This window comes from Pyxidicoccus sp. M6 (assembly GCF_055568925.1).
The window spans coordinates 4,580,774-4,598,335 of sequence record NZ_CM145714.1 but is presented as its reverse complement, the minus strand read 5'-3'; the positions used below and the strand labels follow the sequence as shown (position 1 = coordinate 4,598,335).

At 68.2% G+C, this 17,562-nt stretch carries 18 protein-coding genes and 1 pseudogene; 6 read left to right on the top strand and 13 right to left on the bottom strand.

Annotation, left to right across the window (positions count from 1 at the left end; all coding sequences use genetic code 11):
• The first annotated feature begins 3 nt into the window (after positions 1 to 3).
• The 5 genes from ACVTJA_RS18325 to ACVTJA_RS18305 are packed head-to-tail and all read left to right on the top strand — an operon-like array spanning position 4 to position 4,076.
• Positions 4 to 1,185 carry a beta-ketoacyl-ACP synthase gene (locus tag ACVTJA_RS18325; protein WP_465837778.1) on the top strand — a complete coding sequence of 394 codons (1,182 nt, stop codon included), beginning with the start codon at positions 4 to 6 and terminating at the stop codon, positions 1,183 to 1,185.
• Positions 1,185 to 1,649 (top strand): hotdog family protein, encoded by a 465-nt coding sequence (locus ACVTJA_RS18320; RefSeq protein ID WP_465837776.1) that lies wholly within the window; start codon positions 1,185 to 1,187, stop codon positions 1,647 to 1,649. The genes ACVTJA_RS18325 and ACVTJA_RS18320 overlap by 1 nt, the downstream gene beginning before the upstream one ends.
• Positions 1,642 to 2,373, top strand: coding sequence for a 3-oxoacyl-ACP reductase FabG (gene fabG / locus ACVTJA_RS18315; RefSeq protein WP_465837774.1), 732 nt, complete (start codon positions 1,642 to 1,644; stop codon positions 2,371 to 2,373). The genes ACVTJA_RS18320 and fabG overlap by 8 nt, the downstream gene beginning before the upstream one ends.
• Positions 2,370 to 3,608: a beta-ketoacyl-ACP synthase gene (locus ACVTJA_RS18310; RefSeq protein ID WP_465837773.1), complete on the top strand. Its 1,239-nt coding sequence runs from the start codon at positions 2,370 to 2,372 to the stop codon at positions 3,606 to 3,608. The genes fabG and ACVTJA_RS18310 overlap by 4 nt, the downstream gene beginning before the upstream one ends.
• 12 nt (positions 3,609 to 3,620) lie before the next feature.
• Entirely contained in the window at positions 3,621 to 4,076 is a 456-nt protein-coding gene (locus ACVTJA_RS18305) for an excinuclease ATPase subunit (RefSeq protein WP_465837771.1), read from the top strand.
• A 518-nt stretch (positions 4,077 to 4,594) separates the two neighbouring features.
• Here ACVTJA_RS18305 and ACVTJA_RS18300 read toward each other — a convergent pair.
• Positions 4,595 to 4,811, bottom strand: a pseudogene (locus ACVTJA_RS18300) (integrase core domain-containing protein); the annotation flags it as partial.
• Between the two features lie 5 nt (positions 4,812 to 4,816).
• A complete protein-coding gene (locus ACVTJA_RS18295; protein ID WP_465837769.1) occupies positions 4,817 to 5,467 on the bottom strand; it encodes an NADPH-dependent FMN reductase in 651 nt (216 codons plus the stop codon).
• A gap of 871 nt (positions 5,468 to 6,338) precedes the next feature.
• Between ACVTJA_RS18295 and ACVTJA_RS18290 the strand changes: the two genes are divergently transcribed.
• Positions 6,339 to 8,429 carry a tail fiber domain-containing protein gene (locus ACVTJA_RS18290; protein ID WP_465837767.1) on the top strand — a complete coding sequence of 697 codons (2,091 nt, stop codon included), beginning with the start codon at positions 6,339 to 6,341 and terminating at the stop codon, positions 8,427 to 8,429.
• Positions 8,430 to 8,475: 46 nt separating this feature from the next.
• Here the strand turns inward: ACVTJA_RS18290 and ACVTJA_RS18285 are convergent, their stop codons facing one another.
• The 11 genes from ACVTJA_RS18285 to ACVTJA_RS18235 form a co-directional block, all read right to left on the bottom strand.
• Positions 8,476 to 8,730, bottom strand: coding sequence for a hypothetical protein (locus ACVTJA_RS18285; protein WP_465837766.1), 255 nt, complete (start codon positions 8,728 to 8,730; stop codon positions 8,476 to 8,478).
• Between the two features lie 78 nt (positions 8,731 to 8,808).
• Positions 8,809 to 9,570, bottom strand: a complete 762-nt coding sequence (locus tag ACVTJA_RS18280) for a hypothetical protein (RefSeq protein WP_465837764.1) — start codon at positions 9,568 to 9,570, stop codon at positions 8,809 to 8,811.
• Between the two features lie 7 nt (positions 9,571 to 9,577).
• Positions 9,578 to 10,435: a tail fiber domain-containing protein gene (locus ACVTJA_RS18275; protein ID WP_465837763.1), complete on the bottom strand. Its 858-nt coding sequence runs from the start codon at positions 10,433 to 10,435 to the stop codon at positions 9,578 to 9,580.
• A gap of 15 nt (positions 10,436 to 10,450) precedes the next feature.
• On the bottom strand, positions 10,451 to 10,945 hold the full coding sequence (locus tag ACVTJA_RS18270; RefSeq protein WP_465837761.1) for a hypothetical protein: 495 nt from the start codon (positions 10,943 to 10,945) through the stop codon (positions 10,451 to 10,453).
• 18 nt (positions 10,946 to 10,963) lie between these two features.
• A complete protein-coding gene (locus tag ACVTJA_RS18265; RefSeq protein WP_465837759.1) occupies positions 10,964 to 12,256 on the bottom strand; it encodes a hypothetical protein in 1,293 nt (430 codons plus the stop codon).
• A gap of 6 nt (positions 12,257 to 12,262) precedes the next feature.
• On the bottom strand, positions 12,263 to 14,215 hold the full coding sequence (locus tag ACVTJA_RS18260; protein ID WP_465837757.1) for a baseplate J/gp47 family protein: 1,953 nt from the start codon (positions 14,213 to 14,215) through the stop codon (positions 12,263 to 12,265).
• Entirely contained in the window at positions 14,212 to 14,625 is a 414-nt protein-coding gene (locus ACVTJA_RS18255; RefSeq protein ID WP_465837755.1) for a GPW/gp25 family protein, read from the bottom strand. The genes ACVTJA_RS18260 and ACVTJA_RS18255 overlap by 4 nt, the downstream gene beginning before the upstream one ends.
• A 12-nt stretch (positions 14,626 to 14,637) precedes the next feature.
• Positions 14,638 to 15,336: a hypothetical protein gene (locus tag ACVTJA_RS18250; protein ID WP_465837753.1), complete on the bottom strand. Its 699-nt coding sequence runs from the start codon at positions 15,334 to 15,336 to the stop codon at positions 14,638 to 14,640.
• Between the two features lie 16 nt (positions 15,337 to 15,352).
• A complete protein-coding gene (locus ACVTJA_RS18245) occupies positions 15,353 to 15,778 on the bottom strand; it encodes a hypothetical protein (RefSeq protein WP_465837752.1) in 426 nt (141 codons plus the stop codon).
• On the bottom strand, positions 15,779 to 16,519 hold the full coding sequence (locus tag ACVTJA_RS18240) for a phage baseplate assembly protein V (protein ID WP_465837750.1): 741 nt from the start codon (positions 16,517 to 16,519) through the stop codon (positions 15,779 to 15,781).
• Positions 16,516 to 17,562 carry a hypothetical protein gene (locus ACVTJA_RS18235; protein WP_465837748.1) on the bottom strand — a complete coding sequence of 349 codons (1,047 nt, stop codon included), beginning with the start codon at positions 17,560 to 17,562 and terminating at the stop codon, positions 16,516 to 16,518. The genes ACVTJA_RS18240 and ACVTJA_RS18235 overlap by 4 nt, the downstream gene beginning before the upstream one ends.

Genomic DNA, 17,562 nt, shown 5'->3' with positions numbered 1-17,562 from the left:
CGGATGACCGTGCCCGTATTTCTCAACCAGCTCGGACTCGTCTGCGCCCTGGGCAGCGGACAGCGCGAGGTGTCCGCGGGCCTCTTCGGCGACAGGCCCACGGGCGTGGCTCCGAGCCCGGACTTCGCCGCGCGCACGCTGCACGTGGGCTGCGTCACCGCGCCGCTCGCCGACGTGTCCGGGCTTCCCGTGCCACTGCGCAGCCGGAACAACGCGCTGCTGCTCACCGCGCTGGCGGAGCTCCGTCCCGCCGTGGACGAGGCCCTGCGCCGCTTCGGCCCGGAGCGCGTGGCCATCGTGCTGGGCACCAGCACCTCGGGCATCGGAGAGAGCGAGGCCGCCATCGCCGCGCACGTGGCGACGGGGCAGCTCCCCGCGCACTTCCACATCGGGCAGCAGGAGCTTGGCTCGCCGGCCCTGGCGCTGAATCACGTGCTGGGCGTGAAGGGGCCTTCGCACGTCATCTCCACCGCCTGCTCCTCCAGCGCCAAGGCCCTGGCCAGCGCGGCGCGGCTGTTGCGGATGGGCCTTGCGGACGCGGTCATCACCGGCGGCGCGGACGCGCTGTGCCGCTTCACCGTGGCGGGCTTCTCCGCACTCGACTCGGTGAGCGAGGCTCGCTGCAATCCGATGAGCGTGAATCGCCGTGGCATCAACATCGGCGAAGGCGCGGCCCTGTTCCTGATGACGCGGGAGCCCGGGCCGGTGCGGCTCGCGGGCTGGGGCGAGTCCTCGGACGCCCACCACATCTCCGCCCCCGCTCCGGATGGCCAGGGCGCGCGGACTGCCATGCAGGCTGCGCTGGAGCGCGCGGGCATCAGCCCCGCCGAGGTGGACTACGTCAATCTCCACGGCACCGCGACGCCGCACAACGACTCCATGGAGAGCCGCGCGGTGCATGGGCTGTTGGGCGGCGACGTGCCGTGCAGCTCAACGAAGCCGCTCACCGGGCACACGCTCGGGGCCGCGGGGGCGCTCGAAGCGGCGTTCAGCTGGCTCACGCTGACGGACAACGCACAGGGACGTCTGCCGCCGCACTGGTGGGACGGCGAGGTGGACCCGGAGCTCCCCACCCTGTCGCTGGTGAAGCCGGGACAGACGCTGGGGCGTCCGCTCCGCTATGTGCTGAGCAACTCGTTCGCCTTCGGTGGCAGCAATGCCGCCCTGGTGCTGGGGAGGGCCTGATGCGCACGGCCATTGCCTACGACATCTCGGAATTGCTCCAGCACACGGACCGGATGCGCCTGTTGGACCGGGCCGTGGAGGCCGACGAGGAGAGCCTGGTAGCGGAGGTCACCATCCGCGAGGACAGCCTCTTCTACGAGCACGGCGGAGTGGGAGGCTGGGTGGGAATCGAGTTCATGGCGCAGACGATTGGCGCGTGGGCCGGTTGGACTGCACGACTTCGCGGCGCGCCGTTGAAGGTGGGCTTCCTGCTCGGCACGCGGCGCTATGAGTGCAGCCGGCCCATGTTCAAGGCAGGAGAGCTGCTGCGCATCGAGGTGCACCGCCAGTTCTGGGCGGAGAACGGGCTGGGCCAGTTCGACTGCACCATTGGCATTGGCGGCGAGACGGTGGCCACGGCCGCGCTGACGGTGTTCGAGCCGCCCGTCGCGGGGCAAGGGATGAAGGTGGACGCGGATGAGTGAGAAGACGGTACTGGTGACGGGCTCGAGCCGCGGCATCGGCCGGGCGATTGCCCTGCGGCTGGCGCGCGACGGCTACGACGTCGTGGTGCACTGCCGCAACAAGGTGGAGCAGGCGGAGGAAGTGGCCACGCAGATTCGCGCGCTGGGCCGGAGCGCCCGCGTGCTTCAGTTCGACGTGGCGGACCGCGCGAAGACGGAGCAGGCGCTGCTCGCCGACGTCGAGGCGAACGGCTGCTACTACGGCGTGGTGTGCAACGCGGGCATTGCCCGGGACAACGCCTTCCCCGCCATGCCCGGCGAGGACTGGGACGCGGTCATCCACACCAACCTCGACGCCTTCTACAACGTGCTCAACCCGCTCTCGATGCCGCTGGTCCGTCGGCGCAAGCCGGGGCGCATCGTCACGCTGTCCTCGGTCTCCGGGCTGATGGGGAACCGGGGGCAGGTGAACTACAGCGCGGCGAAGGCCGGCATCATCGGCGCGACGAAGGCGCTGGCCGTGGAATTGGCGAGCCGTGGGATTACGGTGAACTGCGTGGCCCCCGGCCTTATCGATACGGAGATGGTGGAGCCGCACGTGGTGGAGGAAGCGCTGAAGATGATTCCGGCGAAGCGCATGGGGAAACCCGAGGAGGTAGCCGCCGCGGTCAGCTTCCTGATGAGCGAGGATGCCGGCTACATCACCCGGCAGGTCATCTCGGTGAATGGAGGGCTGTTCGGATGAGGCGCGTTGTCGTGACGGGCATGGGAGCCCTCAGCCCGCTGGGCCATGACTGGCCCACGGTGGAGGCGCGGCTGAAGTCGCTGCGCAACGCCGTGCAGGTCATGGAGGACTGGAAGCAGATTGACGGGCTGCACACGAGCGTCGGAGCTCCCGCCGCGCCCTTCGAGCTGCCGCCCCAGACGTACTCCCGCAAGACGATGCGGGGCATGGGCCGGGTGGCCCTGCTGGCCACGCGCGCTAGCGAGCTCGCGCTCGCGGACGCCGGGCTGCTGGGAGACCCGCTGGTGAAGAGCGGGAAGCTGGGCATCGCCTACGGCTCGTCCGCGGGCACGCCGGCCAACATGGGCGACTTCGGGCGGATGATTACGGAGAAGACCACCGAGGGCATCACCGCCACGACGTACGTGCGGATGATGTCCCATACGGCCGCGGTGAACATCGGCGTCTTCTTCGGAATCACCGGGCGCATCATCACCACCTCCAGCGCGTGTACCTCGGGGAGCCAGGGCATCGGCTACGCCTACGAGGCCATCAAGCTGGGACGGCAGGTGGCCATGCTCGCCGGTGGCTCGGAGGAGCTGGATGCCACGGGGGCCGCGGTGTTCGACACGCTGTTCGCCACCAGCACGAAGAACAACGACACGCCGGAGCTGACGCCGCGCCCCTTCCACACCCAGCGGGACGGGCTGGTGCTGGGGGAAGGTGCCTGCACCCTGGTGCTGGAGGAGCTGGAGCACGCGCGAGCGCGCGGCGCGAGGATTCACGCGGAGCTGCTCGGCTACGGGACGAACAGCGACGGGCGCCACATCACCCAGCCCCACGCGGAGACCATGGCCGAGGCGATGCGGCTGGCCCTGGAGGACGCGGGGATTGCGCCCTCGGCCGTGGGCTATGTGAATGCGCATGGCACGGCCACGGACCAGGGGGACATCGCGGAGACGGCGGCGACGAACCAGGTCTTCGGCGAGGCCATGCCGATTTCCTCGCTGAAGAGCTACATGGGCCACACGCTGGGGGCCTGCGGGGCGTTGGAGGCGTGGATGAGCATCGAGATGATGCGCTCCGGCTGGTTCGCGCCCACGCTGCACCTGGAGCCGGGTACGGTGGACCCCCGCTGCGCCCCGCTGGACTACGTGACGGGCGCGGGTCGAAGGATTTCGACGGATGTCGTCATGAGTAACAACTTCGCCTTCGGGGGAATCAACACGTCGTTGATCTTCCGCCGATGGGAGTGACGGAGAAGCCCTATGAAGAAGGCCTTGTCGCTGTCGCTGCTCGCACTCACGGTGTCCGGCCCGGCGCTGGCGCGTGACACCGTGTACAAGCTTCCCATCGCCGACGTGCTGGCGATGCCCGAGGCCAAGACGAAGCTGGACGGCTCGGTGAAGTTCTACATGTCCGGGCAGAAGAATGCGCCCAAGCCGACCGAGACGCTGGGCACCGGCGAGACCAACAAGAAGACCAACGGCGTGGGCAAGTCGGACGAGGATGGCTGCCGGTGGGCGGCGCTCTCCGCGCTGATCACCCTCCAGGAGGGCGCGAAGAAGAAGGGCGCCAACGCCGTGGTGGACATCGTCAGCAGCTACAAGAGCACCGAGTTCATGAGCGCCACCGAGTACGAGTGCCACGCCGGCACCTTCGTCATCGGCGTGACCCTCAAGGGGACATACGCCAAGGTGGCGACCAGCAGCGCCAGGAAGTGATTGCAGCGAAGCGGGCGCCAGCTCATGGCACCCGCCCATGACAGGCTACGGAGTAAGTGGGAGAGCCTGTCCTTCGGCCCTCGCAGGGCCGGGGGCAAGGTTCCGGGGGGTACCGCCGGCCGAGGCGCCGTCGGCGGCCCCTCCTTGGGCTGGTGGAACCATTTCGCGCAGCACCTGGATTGCGCCCTCGATGCGCAGGAGCGTCGAGGTCAGGTTGCTTCGCTTGGCGTCGAGCTCGGCCAGCATCTTCTGACCGGACTGGTACTCGGCCTCGAGGTTCTTCAGGCGCTACTGAACCTGCTCGGTCATATTTCCTCCCGTGGCGGGGGGCCCGACCCTTTGGCGGCGGGACCGCGAGCGGATTCTACGCCGGGGTCCTCCGGGGCGCGTCACTCCACCCACTGGCGATGTTCACTCGACTGGAGCAGGCCAGACCCGTGGCGTAGTCCCCATTCGCGGAGACCACGGTGAATCCACCTGTACCGCACCGGATTGTTGAAACACCAGGTTGGCCGTAATCAGGCCGCCCGCTTCTGCATCAGTTCCCGCCGGGCCTGACTCGGCGAGAGGAAGTTGTGGCGTTCCAGCAGCCAGTGCTCGCTGTACCGATGGGCCCACTCCAATAGGGCCTGGCAGAGTTCTTCCACCGTGGCGAAGGACGGCCCCCCAGAGCAGTTGCTCATTGAGGGTGTGGATGAAGCGCTCGGCGCAGCCGTTACCCTCGGGGCTGCGGACGAGTCCTACGCCGTGCCGGGCTGGATGACCGACTGCTCCTCCAGCGCGGCGGCAATCTGGGTGCGACGTGCCCGCTCTCGCGGCGGGACCTCCTTGCCACAGATGTGGCTGACCGCTTCGGCGAGGCGGAGGAAGCCCACGAGCTCCTTGCGCAAGCGCTCCGCCTGCTGCGCATCCGAGAGCTCTCCGCTCGCCGTGAAGGCGGCATTGGCGTGAGGAAGCGCGAACATGTCCGGGAAGACGAGCGCCCCACAGCCCTCGAAGGGGATGCGCGTCTGCCACAGCCCCCGGATTCCTCCCATGGGCGAGGGCGAGGCGGACATCAGGTAGACGCTTTTGCCCCGCCACGGCATCGGGCGGGCGCGGGACACCCAATCGAAGGCGTTCTTCAGCGGCCCGGCGATGGAGAAGTTGTACTCAGGGGTGGAGATGAGGAGGGCATCTGCCCATTCGACCCGGCGCTTCAGCTCGAGTGCGCCATCCGGCAGGCCCTGCTCATGCTCCAGGTCTCCGTCGTAGACGGGCATGGAGAAGTCCCGAAAGTCCGCGAGATCCACCTCGGCCTGTTCCTCGCGAGCAATCCTCACCGCAAGCTCGATGAGCTTCCGGTTGAATGAGCCGCGCCGCACCGACGAGGCGAACGCCAACACCTTCATCTCCGACCTCTCTCTCCGCGCAGTCGGGGGAACGCCCGCTGCGCAGTAGAAAGCTGGGGTTGGCTCCGGTGGACGACAGCCTGCGGCATCTCGGCTGCATACCAAACCAGCGCGCGGCCAGGTGGCCGGGGCCTGAAACGAAAAAAGCCCCGAGTCTTTCGACTCGGAGGCTCTTGTTCGGAGTGCCCAGGGAGGGATTCGAACCCGGTACAGGTGATGGAACCTCAAGTGGAATTGACCCGGAGACAGCGACAACGAAGTGGAGCTTGTTCTTCCCGGATAAGCAGGCTGAACCGCCCGATGAGGAGGCGCGCCCCGGCAGCTCGTGGGAGGCAGACACCCGGGTTGCTGACGGGCTGTCGCCTACCTGAGCGGCGATGAGCGGCCCACTCAGGGCATGCCGGCCAGGGCCACCGGCTGTCGTGGCGGAGGCATTGCCGGTACCCCTCCAGCCCATGGGCTCATACAGGCGTCCGGTGCACCTTCCTCGCAGCACAGGGGGCTGTCATGGCGAGGCACGGGGTCCTTCGCAAGGTCGGTCAGGCGGGGGGACCCTGCCGCGCAGTGCAGCGAAGCGTGACAGGGGCGCCAGGCGTCATCCCCCCTCTGCGAGCAAGCCGGCGTGCGCAGACTGTTCGAGCGGCCGATCCGGCTGCGCAAACAGTTGCACGACATGAACCCGGCCCGGCTGCCGTGAGTCGCGAGGTCCCTCCGCGACCCCATTCAGACCGGAGGGCGGCTTTCAAGGTGCAGATGACTCCGGCACTCACCTGTCCTTCCCAAGAAAGCGGTGGGATGAGGCCCACGGATTGATGCGACGCCACATCGCAGCGCGTTGCGTGGACAAGGTCTGGAGAAAGGATGAAGTCCAATGCCTGACACAGAAGTTCACTACCACTTCAACGACCCCCTGTCAGTTGAGACAAATCTGGACGAAACGGCTGACGCTCATAGTGGTGCGTGGGCAAACGTCAGCACCGTGATCGGACACAAGGGTTGGGAGACGCTCAACCTGTTCGACATGCGGCAGCCTGCTGCCATCAACCAGGGCCCCAACCTGAACTTCTGGGGCCTCAACGATGGAGGGAAGACAGTTCGCCTGGGAGCGATTTCATCTCGCTTCGCGGCCACCGCGGACGGGAGCGCGAGCTCCTACATGGCGTTCTACGTCAAACGGCCGGGACAGGACGTGTCCGAGGCATTGCATATTGCGGACTCCGGGAACGTCGGTATCGGCACCGCAGCGCCCGAGGCGAGGCTTCACGTCAGCGGGGGCGACGCGCTTGTCAGTGGGAACCTGACAGTTGGCGCCGACGGACACGCCACCCTGAAGACCCGCCACATTGATGGCAAGCACTTCGCGACGAATGCCGCCGACGCTCTCTTCTTGAACTGGGGGAATGGGAATCCTGTTGTCGTCGGCAACCCGAACAATCTGAGCGCCCTGCAGGTCTACGGAGGCGCCTCCGTCAGTGGAAACCTGACAGTTGGCGCCGGCAGCAGTGGTGCCCTGAAGACCCGCCACATCAATGGCAAGCACTTTGAGAATGATTCCGACGAAGGGCTCTACTTGAACTGGGAAACCGGGTACCCTGTCGTCATCGGCGGCACGAACAACCCGGGCGCGCTGGTCCTGCATGTCTATGGAAGCATCTTCGCCAAAGGGGACCTGACAGTTGGCGCCGGCGGAAACGCCACCCTGAAGACCCGAAACATCAATGGCAAGCATCATGAGAATGATTCCAATGAAACGCTCTACTTGAACTGGGAAACCGGGCACCCTGTCGTCATAGGAGGCACGAACAACCCGGGCGCGTGGCCCCTGCAGGTCTACGGAGGCGCCTACGTCAGCGGGAATCTGACAGTTGGCGCCGGCAGCAGTGGCATCCTGAAGACCCGCCACATTGATGGCAAACAGCACGGGAACGATGCCGACGATGCGCTCTACTTGAACTGGGGGAATGGCCAGCCTGTTGTCATCGGTAATCCGAACAATCCGAGCGCCCTGCAGGTCTCCGGAGGCGCCTCCCTCAGCGGGAACCTGACAGTTGGCGCCGGCAGCAGTGGTGCCCTGAAGACCCGCCACATCAATGGCAAGCATTACGAGAATGATTCCGATGAGGGGCTCTACTTGAACTGGGGGAATGGGCAGCCTGTTGTCATTGGCAACCCGAACAACCCGAGTGCCCTGCATGTCTACGGAGGCATCTCCGTCGGAAACATCACGACCAGTGGGGAGGTGACAGTTGGCGCCGGCGGCAATGGCGTCCTGAAGACCGGTCACATTGCGGGAGGGGATTATCTATACGTACTGAACATGGCGGGGCTGATGGTCGGCAGGCAGTGGGGTGGCAATGGCAACCTCGTGGTGCAGGGAGAGCTTCGCACGCAGGGCTCCACCAACCTGGATGGAAACCTGACGGTCTCTGGGGAACTGCACCTCCACTACGCAAGGACGAGCATCAACGGGTTTGACGGAAACGGTCGGCTCAATGGCTATCACTGGGTGAGAACAGATGCAGATGATTATCAGTCTTGGTATGCCTTCGCACAACCCTGGGAGAACCGCCCGGACATGGTGCGCCGGATGGAGTTTTCGGTACCCATCTGGGGACCAGAATTCAGGGTGTTCTCCGACGCACGCCTCAAGGCTGACGTGCACCCGCTGGGTGAGGTGCTGTCGAAGTTGGAGGAGATTCGCGGGGTGTCCTTCGTTCGAAAGGATGCGGGCAAGGGGCCGGCTGCTTCCGCGAGACGCGACATTGGCGTGATTGCCCAGGAGATCGAGCGGGTGTTTCCCGAATTGGTCGCGGGAGGCGCCGAAAATCATTACAAAGCCGTCGACTACTCCGGGTTGGTGGGAATCCTCATCGAGGCGACCAAGGAACTGAGCGCGCGGGGTGTGGCGCTCGAGCGGCGCGTCGCCAGGCTGGAAGAGCGTCTGCCCATCCAGACGGGCTGAGCAGATGAGTGCGGGTCCGGAGCGAGCGCGCCCCCGGGCAACGGAGTCAGCCGGGAGTCTGACCTTCGGCCCTGGCGGGACCGTGGGCAAGGGCTCGGGGGGCGCCGCCGGCCGAGGAGTCGTCGGCCGGCCCGCCCTGGGCTGGCGGAACCATTTCGCGCAGCACCTGGATGGCGCCCTCGATGCGCAGGAGCGTCGAGGTCAGCATGTTCCGCTTGGCGTCGAGCTCGGCCAGCATCTTCTGACCAGACTGGTACTCGGTCTCGAGGTCCTTGAGGCGCCGCTGCACCTGCTCGTTCATATCCCCTCCCATGATGGGCCCCATGCCTCTAGAGGCGGGACCGTCAGCGGATTCTACGCCGGTGCTCCCCAGGGCGCGTCACTCCACCGCACTGGAGATGTTCACTCGACTGGAGATGTTCACTCGCTGGATGGCCCTGCCCTCCCCGTCCACGAGCGCACGGGTCGCCTTGAGCTCCTGCTCGGCCACGAGCGTGAGCTGCGACGGAGCCGTCCCGGCACTGCTCGCACTCACCAGCCGGAGGCTCTTGAGCTCGACGCTCATGCCGTAGCTCGAACCCGGCGTCGTATACGCATTCCGCGCCTCGTCGATGAGCCGCTGCTGCTCCAGCGCCACCACGGCGATGAGCAGCGCCCGGGCTCGCTCGAGCGCATCCGCGTCCGCGCTCTCCAGTTCGAGGCCCAGCGTCTGCACCGCCTTCAACGTGGTGAAGGCAGACATCACCGGGTAGACCGCGTCCACCCCGGCCACGTCCGCCGGCTCGCGCTCGGGCCCGAGCGCGAGCCTGAAGACGCGCGGCTGGTCCGCATCCCACGTCACCTCGCGGTCCTTGAGCCAGACAGCGTCACCCTGACGCGTGCGCAGGCGGACGCGGCGGGGCCCCTCGCAGGGGGGATGCGCCAGGGTGTACGGCCCCTTCGGCTGCGCGGCGTCGAACGGCAGCGGGTCCACCCGCTCATCCGGGAGAGGCTCGCCTGCGAGCGCGTCCACCGAGGATGGCTCGAGTGCGAGCGCCTCGCTCGTCACCTTGAGCTCGACCTTGGCAGGCGTCCCCCCGAACAGGTCGGGAAGGGTTTCGGCGAGCAGCGCGCGCAGGGCGGCATCGACGTTACCGATCATGGGCGACTCATGAGCGCGAGGCGAGGGCGCGGAGCTGCGTTTCGAGCACCTCGAACCGTGCGTCGTAGTGGCGCTTCATTTCCTGGAGGGCGCCGATGGCGAGGACCCCGAAGGTCGCGTAGGACAAACCTTTGAGTGGCTCTCCATCCGGCCCGGTGTGCGCAGAGACGAGCTCCGGAAAGACAGGCTCGACCTCCTGCGCGACGAAGCCCAGGCCCTTGAGACCGAGTCCCTTCCAATCGAAGCTCACCGGCCGGAGCTGCACGATCCGCTCCAGCACGCCGGAGAGCCCGGCCACGTTCTCCTTGAGTGAAGCGTCTGAGAGCTGGCCGAGGGTGCCAGTGCGGTCCATGACAGAGCCTTTACCGTTATCAAGGACAAATTGAACGCTCTCGCCGGTCGAGTCGTGCGTGATCCTGAAGCTCCGTGCGGACGAGAATTCCAACCTGATTGAGCCTGTGAGTTTGAGGTTTCCCGCGACCTCAAGTCGCTCTGTTGGCACGGGGGTTCCGATTCCCACGCTGTCGGGGGTGATGGCGAGGACGTCGTTCGTCCCTCCCCCCAGCAGGAGCCTGTTGGTACCGCCCTGCGCTCGGAGCCGCACGTCGCCGGCGTTGCCGCCGCTCAAGGTCACGCCGACCTTCAGCCGTGTGGCGTCATTGCCAATCTTGAAGTCGCCTTCGCTGTTCGTCAGGTCCCACTCGCCGCCCGTGACGGACAGTGGGCCCGTCAGCGTGTCGGCCCCCGCACGATTGACCTTGGCCTCGTCGAGCCGCTTCACCTCGGTGACGAGGTCGTTCCAGTCCTTCGAGCGGATGGTGCTCCCCTGGGCCTTCGGAAACGGCAGATCTGGAGTGAATGGCATCTGGGCCTCCGCCCGCTAGAAGATGATGTCCCACAGCAACGTGAGCTTGAACGTGTTGGTCTTCGTTACTGGCTCGAAGACGACGCGGTTGTACATGACGCCTCCGGCGGCGGCGTTGAAGACGCCGGCCTCGCGGAGGGGCTCGGCCCCGTTCGCCTCGTTGAAGTCGAAGATCGCGGTGAGCGTCACGGCCACCCGTTTGACCGGGTTGCCCGCCGAGGTGATGTCGACGAACTCCTTGAAGGTGACGTCGCTGAGAGGCTTGCGGTCCCCCCGCTGCGTCCCCAGCGCCTTATCGTCGTCCGTCGGCGCCGCGGCTGCCGTCCCCACCGCCATGTGACTCACCCTGGCGGGCGCGGGGCCGGTGGGCGGGCCTCCAAACATCTGCGCCACCAGTTCCCGGCCGGTCTTGACGATGCGGTTCTCGTACACGCGCTCCTCGAGGAGCCGTCCCTCCCGGTCCGTCGCGCGCAGCGTGAGCTGCCCGCGCATGTCGATCTGCTCTCTCATGCCCGGCTCCTTGGTCACTCACTGTTCCGTGAACACATGGCTTCCATCGAACGTCGACAGGTCGAAGAGGCCGCCGATACCGAACGCCTCCTGCAGCTCCTGGCGGTCCACCGCCGTGCTGAGGCTCCCCACCACGGGCGACTGCGACTCCGAAAGGCGGGAGTCCTCCGTCTGCCGGTGCTCGGCGGAGCGGACGAGCCGCTCGTGCTGGGAATGGTCGTCGAAGAACATCAGCGAGAAGTGAACGCTGCCCCGCACGCCCGCGGCCTGCGTCTCATTCACCACCTCCTGCAGGCGCTCCAGCGGGATGCCCTCGTAAACGAGCGGGTTGCCCGTGTAGCCGTACCGCTCTGCGAGCGCCTCCACCGTCTGGCTCAGGAAGAACGGGACGTGGATGTCGAAGGTGAGCGGCTGCCTGCGCTGCCACTGGAGCTCCACCCGGAAGGCGGGCAGGTCGAACGTGTCGGTATCGAAGAGCGCCTGGTCGAAGCCGCTGCGGGCGCGGAACACCCACTCGCTCCGCCCCTGGGGGATGACCGGCAGTCGCGGCGGCGAGTGGTCATCCAGGTCGGTGAAGGAGCCGGTCACGTCGTCCGTACCCACCGACGCGCTCAGTGCCCCGTCTCCGTCCCGTGCCGCGAGGATGAGCACGCTGCCGGCCGGTAGCAGCAGGTCCCCCGAGGCCACGCCCAGGCCCGGCGCCCCCCTGCGCTCCACCGAGACGAAGCGCGCCGCCCCGGAGGTGAACGTCCATACGATGCGCGGCCACTCCTCGTAGACTCCGGGCACGTCCACCACGAGCACCAGCTCGTGGGCCTCCACACCCGGCGCCACCGTCACCGGTGCCACCCGATCGTCGGAGACCTCCTCGGGTTTGGGGGAGAACTCGTCGAGCTGGACGAGCGCCTCGAGCTCCTGCAAGAGCGGCGAGGTTGGGTCGAGCTTCAGGTCGGCCAGGTCGAACGGGAGCCCGAGCGCCGAGCGGACCGCTCCCTTCACCGCGCGGACCGTGCCGCCGCCGGTGAAGAGCGGGACGACAGACCGGAGGCGCACGCGGAATGCGTCGTCGCTCTCGGGCGCACCGCCACGCAGGGTCCGGCGGGATACGCCGAAGCTCGCGCCCAGGCCGTCCAGCGCGGCGCCGCTCGCGTAGTGGACCCAATGCGACTTGAGCAGCGTCTTGAGCGCGTCGTCCGCGGACCACAGCTCCGCGCCGATGGCGTCCAGCAGGCGGTAGAGGAGCGAGCCCGGATCGCGGGCCGCATAGGCCTCCGGGAAGAGCTGCGTCATCCTGTCGGTCTGCTGGGCCATGCGTGGCTAGCTCCAGACGGGAGGCAGGTCGAAGGCCCGGGTCGCGCTTCCGAGGCCGCCATGCGCCGCTGCGGTGACCGTCACCTGGAGGCCCGTCGGTTCGTGGTCCTCCGGGCGGAAGTCCTGGAGGTCGCCGGGAACGAGGGTCAGGGTGGCCGTGGGGGAGAAAACGAGCGGGGAAGGAACCAGGGTGCCCACCCGCTCGGGCGGCAGCTCCGGGTTGCGCTTGAGCCGGGCCTTCACCGTCACGATGACATCGAGCGCGAACCGCTGGAGCGGCGCTTCGCCAGCGTCCGGGCCCGCCGCCAGGAGCTGCAGGACGAACTTGACCGTGGCGTCGGAGGGATGCACCTCCTTGATGGTCAGGCGGTCCAGCACCTCCACCGCGAGGTGGCCCACGTCGGGCCGGAGCTGCTGGGTGGGAAGGATGAGCAGCGGGTCCGTCACGGTGCGGGTCGCCCCACCCGCGGTGTACGTCAACTGCGCCTCGGCCACGTCGGCGAGCCCGGGCACCCGGTAGGCGAGCGCGTTGAGCCGGCGCACCGAGAGCGGCGCGCCGATGCCCGTTCCCTTCACTGCGTCGACCACCGCGTCACGGAAGTCGCCAGCCGCGTCCTTGGCGCGCGTCTCGTCCGGCACCACATAGAACGTCCCGGCCAGCAGCGCCGCCTCGATCTCCTCCAGCCGGGCGAAGATGCCGGCGGCGCGCGTGCTGTTCACCGCTTCGTAGACGCTGGCCTTGAGCTCCTCGCGCCGGGCGGGGTCCGCGCTCGCGACAGAGTAGCGAACGCGCACCTCGCCGGGCGGTACCGTGTCGTCCACGGTGGAGTCGAGGACCGTGACGCCCTCCACGCCGTCAATCCCCAGCACTGCGAACTTGAGGGCGTCCAGGGTGGCGTTGCCGGCGCGATCGAGCCTGTGCCTGGCGCGGAGGCGGAGCGAGTCGTCGGACTCGGCCTCCTGGCCGCCAGTCAGGGGCGCCTCGTTGACGACACCGTCCACACCTCGCGGGGGCGTGGGCATGAGGTTCACCCTGCCAGCCTCGGCGTTGCCCTGGGGCCCCAGCTCGACCGCCTGAACGGGGAGCTGGACGCTCCGGGCGACGTAGCGCAGCCGCAGCCTCCCGGCGGGAGGCGCTGCCTCGAGCGTCACCGTCCGCTCGTCGTCTCCGAAGGGCTTCCCGCGCGCGGTCTCCCGCCACGCGAGGCTGCCGGTGGTCTGGGGATCCACGGCCCCAGGCCAGAGGCCCATCACCTCGGCGATGCGGCGGGAAGCCTGGAGCACGTTGCCGGTGGGCGTGAGGAGCTCGTCCACCGGGTCCGGGCCCATCGTGCCGGCCTCGGTGGTCGCATACAGGCGACCGCCAACGTCGGCCACGCGGGTCCCATGGGGGATGGTGACGGCCTGCCGCGCGGCGCTCTTGCGGAAGAACGTCACGCGGCCCGTCGCCGGGAGGGCCGCGTTGCGCGTGACGCCGAGCAACGCCACGACATTGTCGAGCGCCGGACCGGTGGCACCGTCGATGAAGGCGCGGCGGTAGGCCTGGTCCATCTGCTCGTAGAGACGCTTCAGTTCGCGGGCCACCACGCGGACGAGCGTCCCCACCACGCTGCCGGGGTTGAAGTCGGTGAGGCCTGCGGGGTGCAGGCGCCAGGTGTACGTGACGTTCAGCTGCGAGCCATCATCCGGCCGATTCACCTCCTCGCCCTGCCGGAAGACGACGTTGTTGTCGATGAAGGCGTAGTCCTCGCCCGGCTGGAAGACGAAGACACGCTTGTCCAGCCACCCGGTGACGCTCAAGACTGTGGCCGCCGGGCTCGTCAGCTCGTAGGTATCCACGTCCTTCTGGAAGGTGAAGACCTGGGTGGCCGGCTGCTCCGCCCCCAGGCGGATGCCGTCCTCCAGGGACTGGATGAGGTCCTCGTACTTCGCCGAGAACGGGTGCCCCGGGTCCATCATGGAGCCTCCAGGTCCAGGTGGTAGACGAGGTTGGCCGGGACAGGGCGGTCGATGAGACGCAGCTCCAGGGAGAGCCGCACGACCCCGCGCTCGCCGGGCTCGGCGCGCACGTCCAGCACCTCCGCCACGCGGGGATCCTGCTCGACGGCGGCGCGCGCAAACGCCATCAGCTTCGCGTGGGTGCGCGGGATGTTGGGCTCGCCGATGAGCTCGTGGAGCCGTGAGCCGTAGTCGGGCCAGCCCAGCAGCGCCAACTCGCCCCGGTGCACCCGCAGCCGGAGCGTCAGCGCCTGCACGATGTTGTCGTTGCCGCGGGCCAGGGCCAGGCCCCCCGCGTCCAGGCGCAGGTCCAATCCGCCGGAGTCATTTCCCAGGAGGAGGTCGTCACCGAAGAGCCTGGCGCGTTCCATGGTTCGGGTTCCTCAATCGGTCAGGGTGACGGAACGGGAGACCTCGTGGCCCACGCCGGGGGCTCCCTTGTCCTCCACGCGCAGCGTCAGCGTGGAGGGGCCTGGGACCAGGGCCACGGGGCGCGGCCCCGTGTAACAGAGCGCGGGCCCGCCCTCGTAAAACTGGAACGCGAGAGCGAGCTCCGCCGGCTCGCCCGCCTGGGGCGTCACCACGAAGCGGTAGCGCAGCCGGTTGATGCTCGCGTAGTCCGGCTTGTCCCACAGCAGGGGCGCCCGGGCGGCGAACTTCACCCCGTCCACTTCGTCCGCCCAGCTCACCGTGGCGCCCTCGGGAGGGTGGACGAGGATGGCCGTCAGCACGTGCACGACGCAGGGCGCGGCCCCTGCCGCTCCCCCCGCCACGCCGCCGTGCTGGATGGAGTCCCAGTCCACGTCCGCCTCGCCGGGCCGGTCGGACACCGCCAGGGTAATGGCATGCGAGCCCGGCCCGAGCGCCGCCGGGTAGGGAGCTTTCAGGTTGGTGAGCGCGGGCTCGTTGAGCGAGTAGCGATTCCGCTGGGCGGCAAAGAGGCTCGAGTACCAGCGGTAGTAGAGCAGCACGCCGTCGAGCGCGGCGGGCACCTGGGCGGCGCCCCTGAGTTCCACCTGGGTGGCGCCCAGAAGGACGCTGCCGTGCAGGGGGCTCAAAATCTGGAGTGGGATGGCCGTCATCGAGGGTCACCTCAAGTCATTGCCCGCTCGCGGTGAAGGTGACGGAGGCACCCGAGGGGAGGATGGTCCCCGTGTCATTCACCACGTTCAGCGGCATGCCGTTGACCTTCACGGTCGAGGAGCCGGCCTGGACCATCCCTGGCCAGCCCGTGGTGCCCTGCGCACACAGGCCCTGCACCACCACCGCCTTGCCGTTCGCGGTCACCGTCATGTTGAAGGACTTGAGGATCCACACCTCCATCTTGAGGTCCGAGGGCGGGAGCGGCGGCGGAGGGATGGGCACCGGTGCGGGAGCCATGCCGTGTCCACTCGGCGGCACCGATTGGCTCTGGCCCTCCACCAGCACCTCCATGTCATTGGCCTTCACCTTCCCGCCAGCCGAGGTCTTCAACTCCAGGCTCCCATTCAGGTTCAACGGGCCCTTCAAGAGCAGATCCGCCATTCATGCCCCCGTGATGACGTTCCCACTGATTTTCGTGCTCTTGCTGCCGTTCCCCACCGTGAGGTCGCCCTTCACCTCCACGTCTCCGGTGATGGTCAGCTTCTCGCACGTGACGTCCACCGGCTTGTCCTTCGCCTCGATCTGGATGGCGCCATCGTTCTTCAGCGTGATGACGATTGAGTCCCCCGCCTTGAGCTCGATGTTCCCGCTCTCGTTCTCGATGTGGATGCGCGCCTTCTTCTTCGGTGCCTCGAGCGTCACGTCGCCACTGGGGCCGTCGATGATGAGGCTCGTCCTGTACTCGGTGTTGTCTTCCGGCCTGGTGACGTCGCGCTGCAGGAGGAAGGTGCCGTCGTCCTTGAAGCGCAGGTGGTTCAGCGTCCCGTCGCTCCCGACGCGCTGCTCGAAGAGGAACTCCCCGTCCTTGTGGAGCGGTGGCCGCTCGTCCGCGTGGTAGAAGCGCCCGGTCACCAGCGCCTGGTTCAGGTCGCCGTCCACGAACTGCACCAGCACCAGCTCGCCCGCTTTGGGTGGCGCCGCCATGCCCATGTGCCCCACCGCCATGGGAACCCGGCCCAGCTCCAGGTCCTCGTGCTTCAGCCGGACGTCCACCTCGTAGTTGTTGGCGTCGTCCTTCGCCTCGTGCGGCCAGGTGGCGGTCACCACGCCCAGCGCGCAGTCGCGCCGCTGGGCCAGCTCCTCCGTCACCACGCGGCGGATGGCGTTGAGAATCCGGCTCATGACTCGACCTCCCGGATGCGTAGCAGGGTGACGAAGCCGGCCGCTCCCGAGAACACGTGCCTCAGGGCGCGCACGTAGCCGCTGCCAGCCAGCGGCGTGCCGCGGGAGTTGCTCACCGAGACGGTGTCCCCCAGCTCCAGTCCTGGCCGGCCCGCCAGGGTGACGCGCAGCTGCCGCGCGTCGCGCTGCGCCCGGGCCAGCCGCCCGGCGGCGAAGCGGTCCGCCAGGTCCCGGGTGCGCGCGGCCGCATCCGTCACCAGCACGCGGGGCCCTCCGTCGCCCGCCTTGCCCCGGAAGTCCTCGTCGCCGGTGGTGAGCCAGTACGCGGTGGTATCGCCCTGGCTCGACATGGGGCTCTCGCCGCCCACCTCGATGCTCCCGGGCCCCCGCGTCCGGCGCGCCGCCGTCGCGTCGAGCAGGTGCTTGCCCTGGGCGTAGTCCTCGCCGCCTCCCCCAGCGGCCGTCGCCAGCGCCCCTCCGAGCCCTCCCAGCGCTCCGCCTCCCGCGTCGAGCGCCGCGTCCGCGCCGAGCGCGTGGAACATGACGCGCCCGGTGCGGTCCGCGTACAGCTCGTAGCCCAGCCGGTCCGCCAGCCCCTTCACGTGGGCGAAGGCGCTGCGGCGCCGGTCCACCGCGAACCGGGGAAGCGTCGGCCCGGTGGACACCGTGCCCGCCTCAAGCCCGGCCTGGTCCAGCAGATCCGTGACGATGCCGCCAGCGGGCCGGTTCTCGTAGGTGGCGGCCGCGCGCAGCTCGAGCAGCGCGCGCAGCGTGCCCAGCGCCGTCACCGTCACGCCCGCCAATCCCGCGCGGAGCTCCGCGACCAGGCCCGTGAAGACGCGCTCGGTGTTCCCGCCGTAGCCCAGCTCGAGCGCCACCTCGTCCTCCAGCGCGATTCCGGAGAGCGCCTCGAGCTCCACGCGCAGCACGTCCGCGGCCACGTCCATGTCCCGGTCCACCACGAGCGCGCGCGGGCCTCCGGCCGGTCTATCCGTGGTGGAGCGCAGGCTCCCGATGCCGAGCGCGAAGGTTGGACGGAGCAT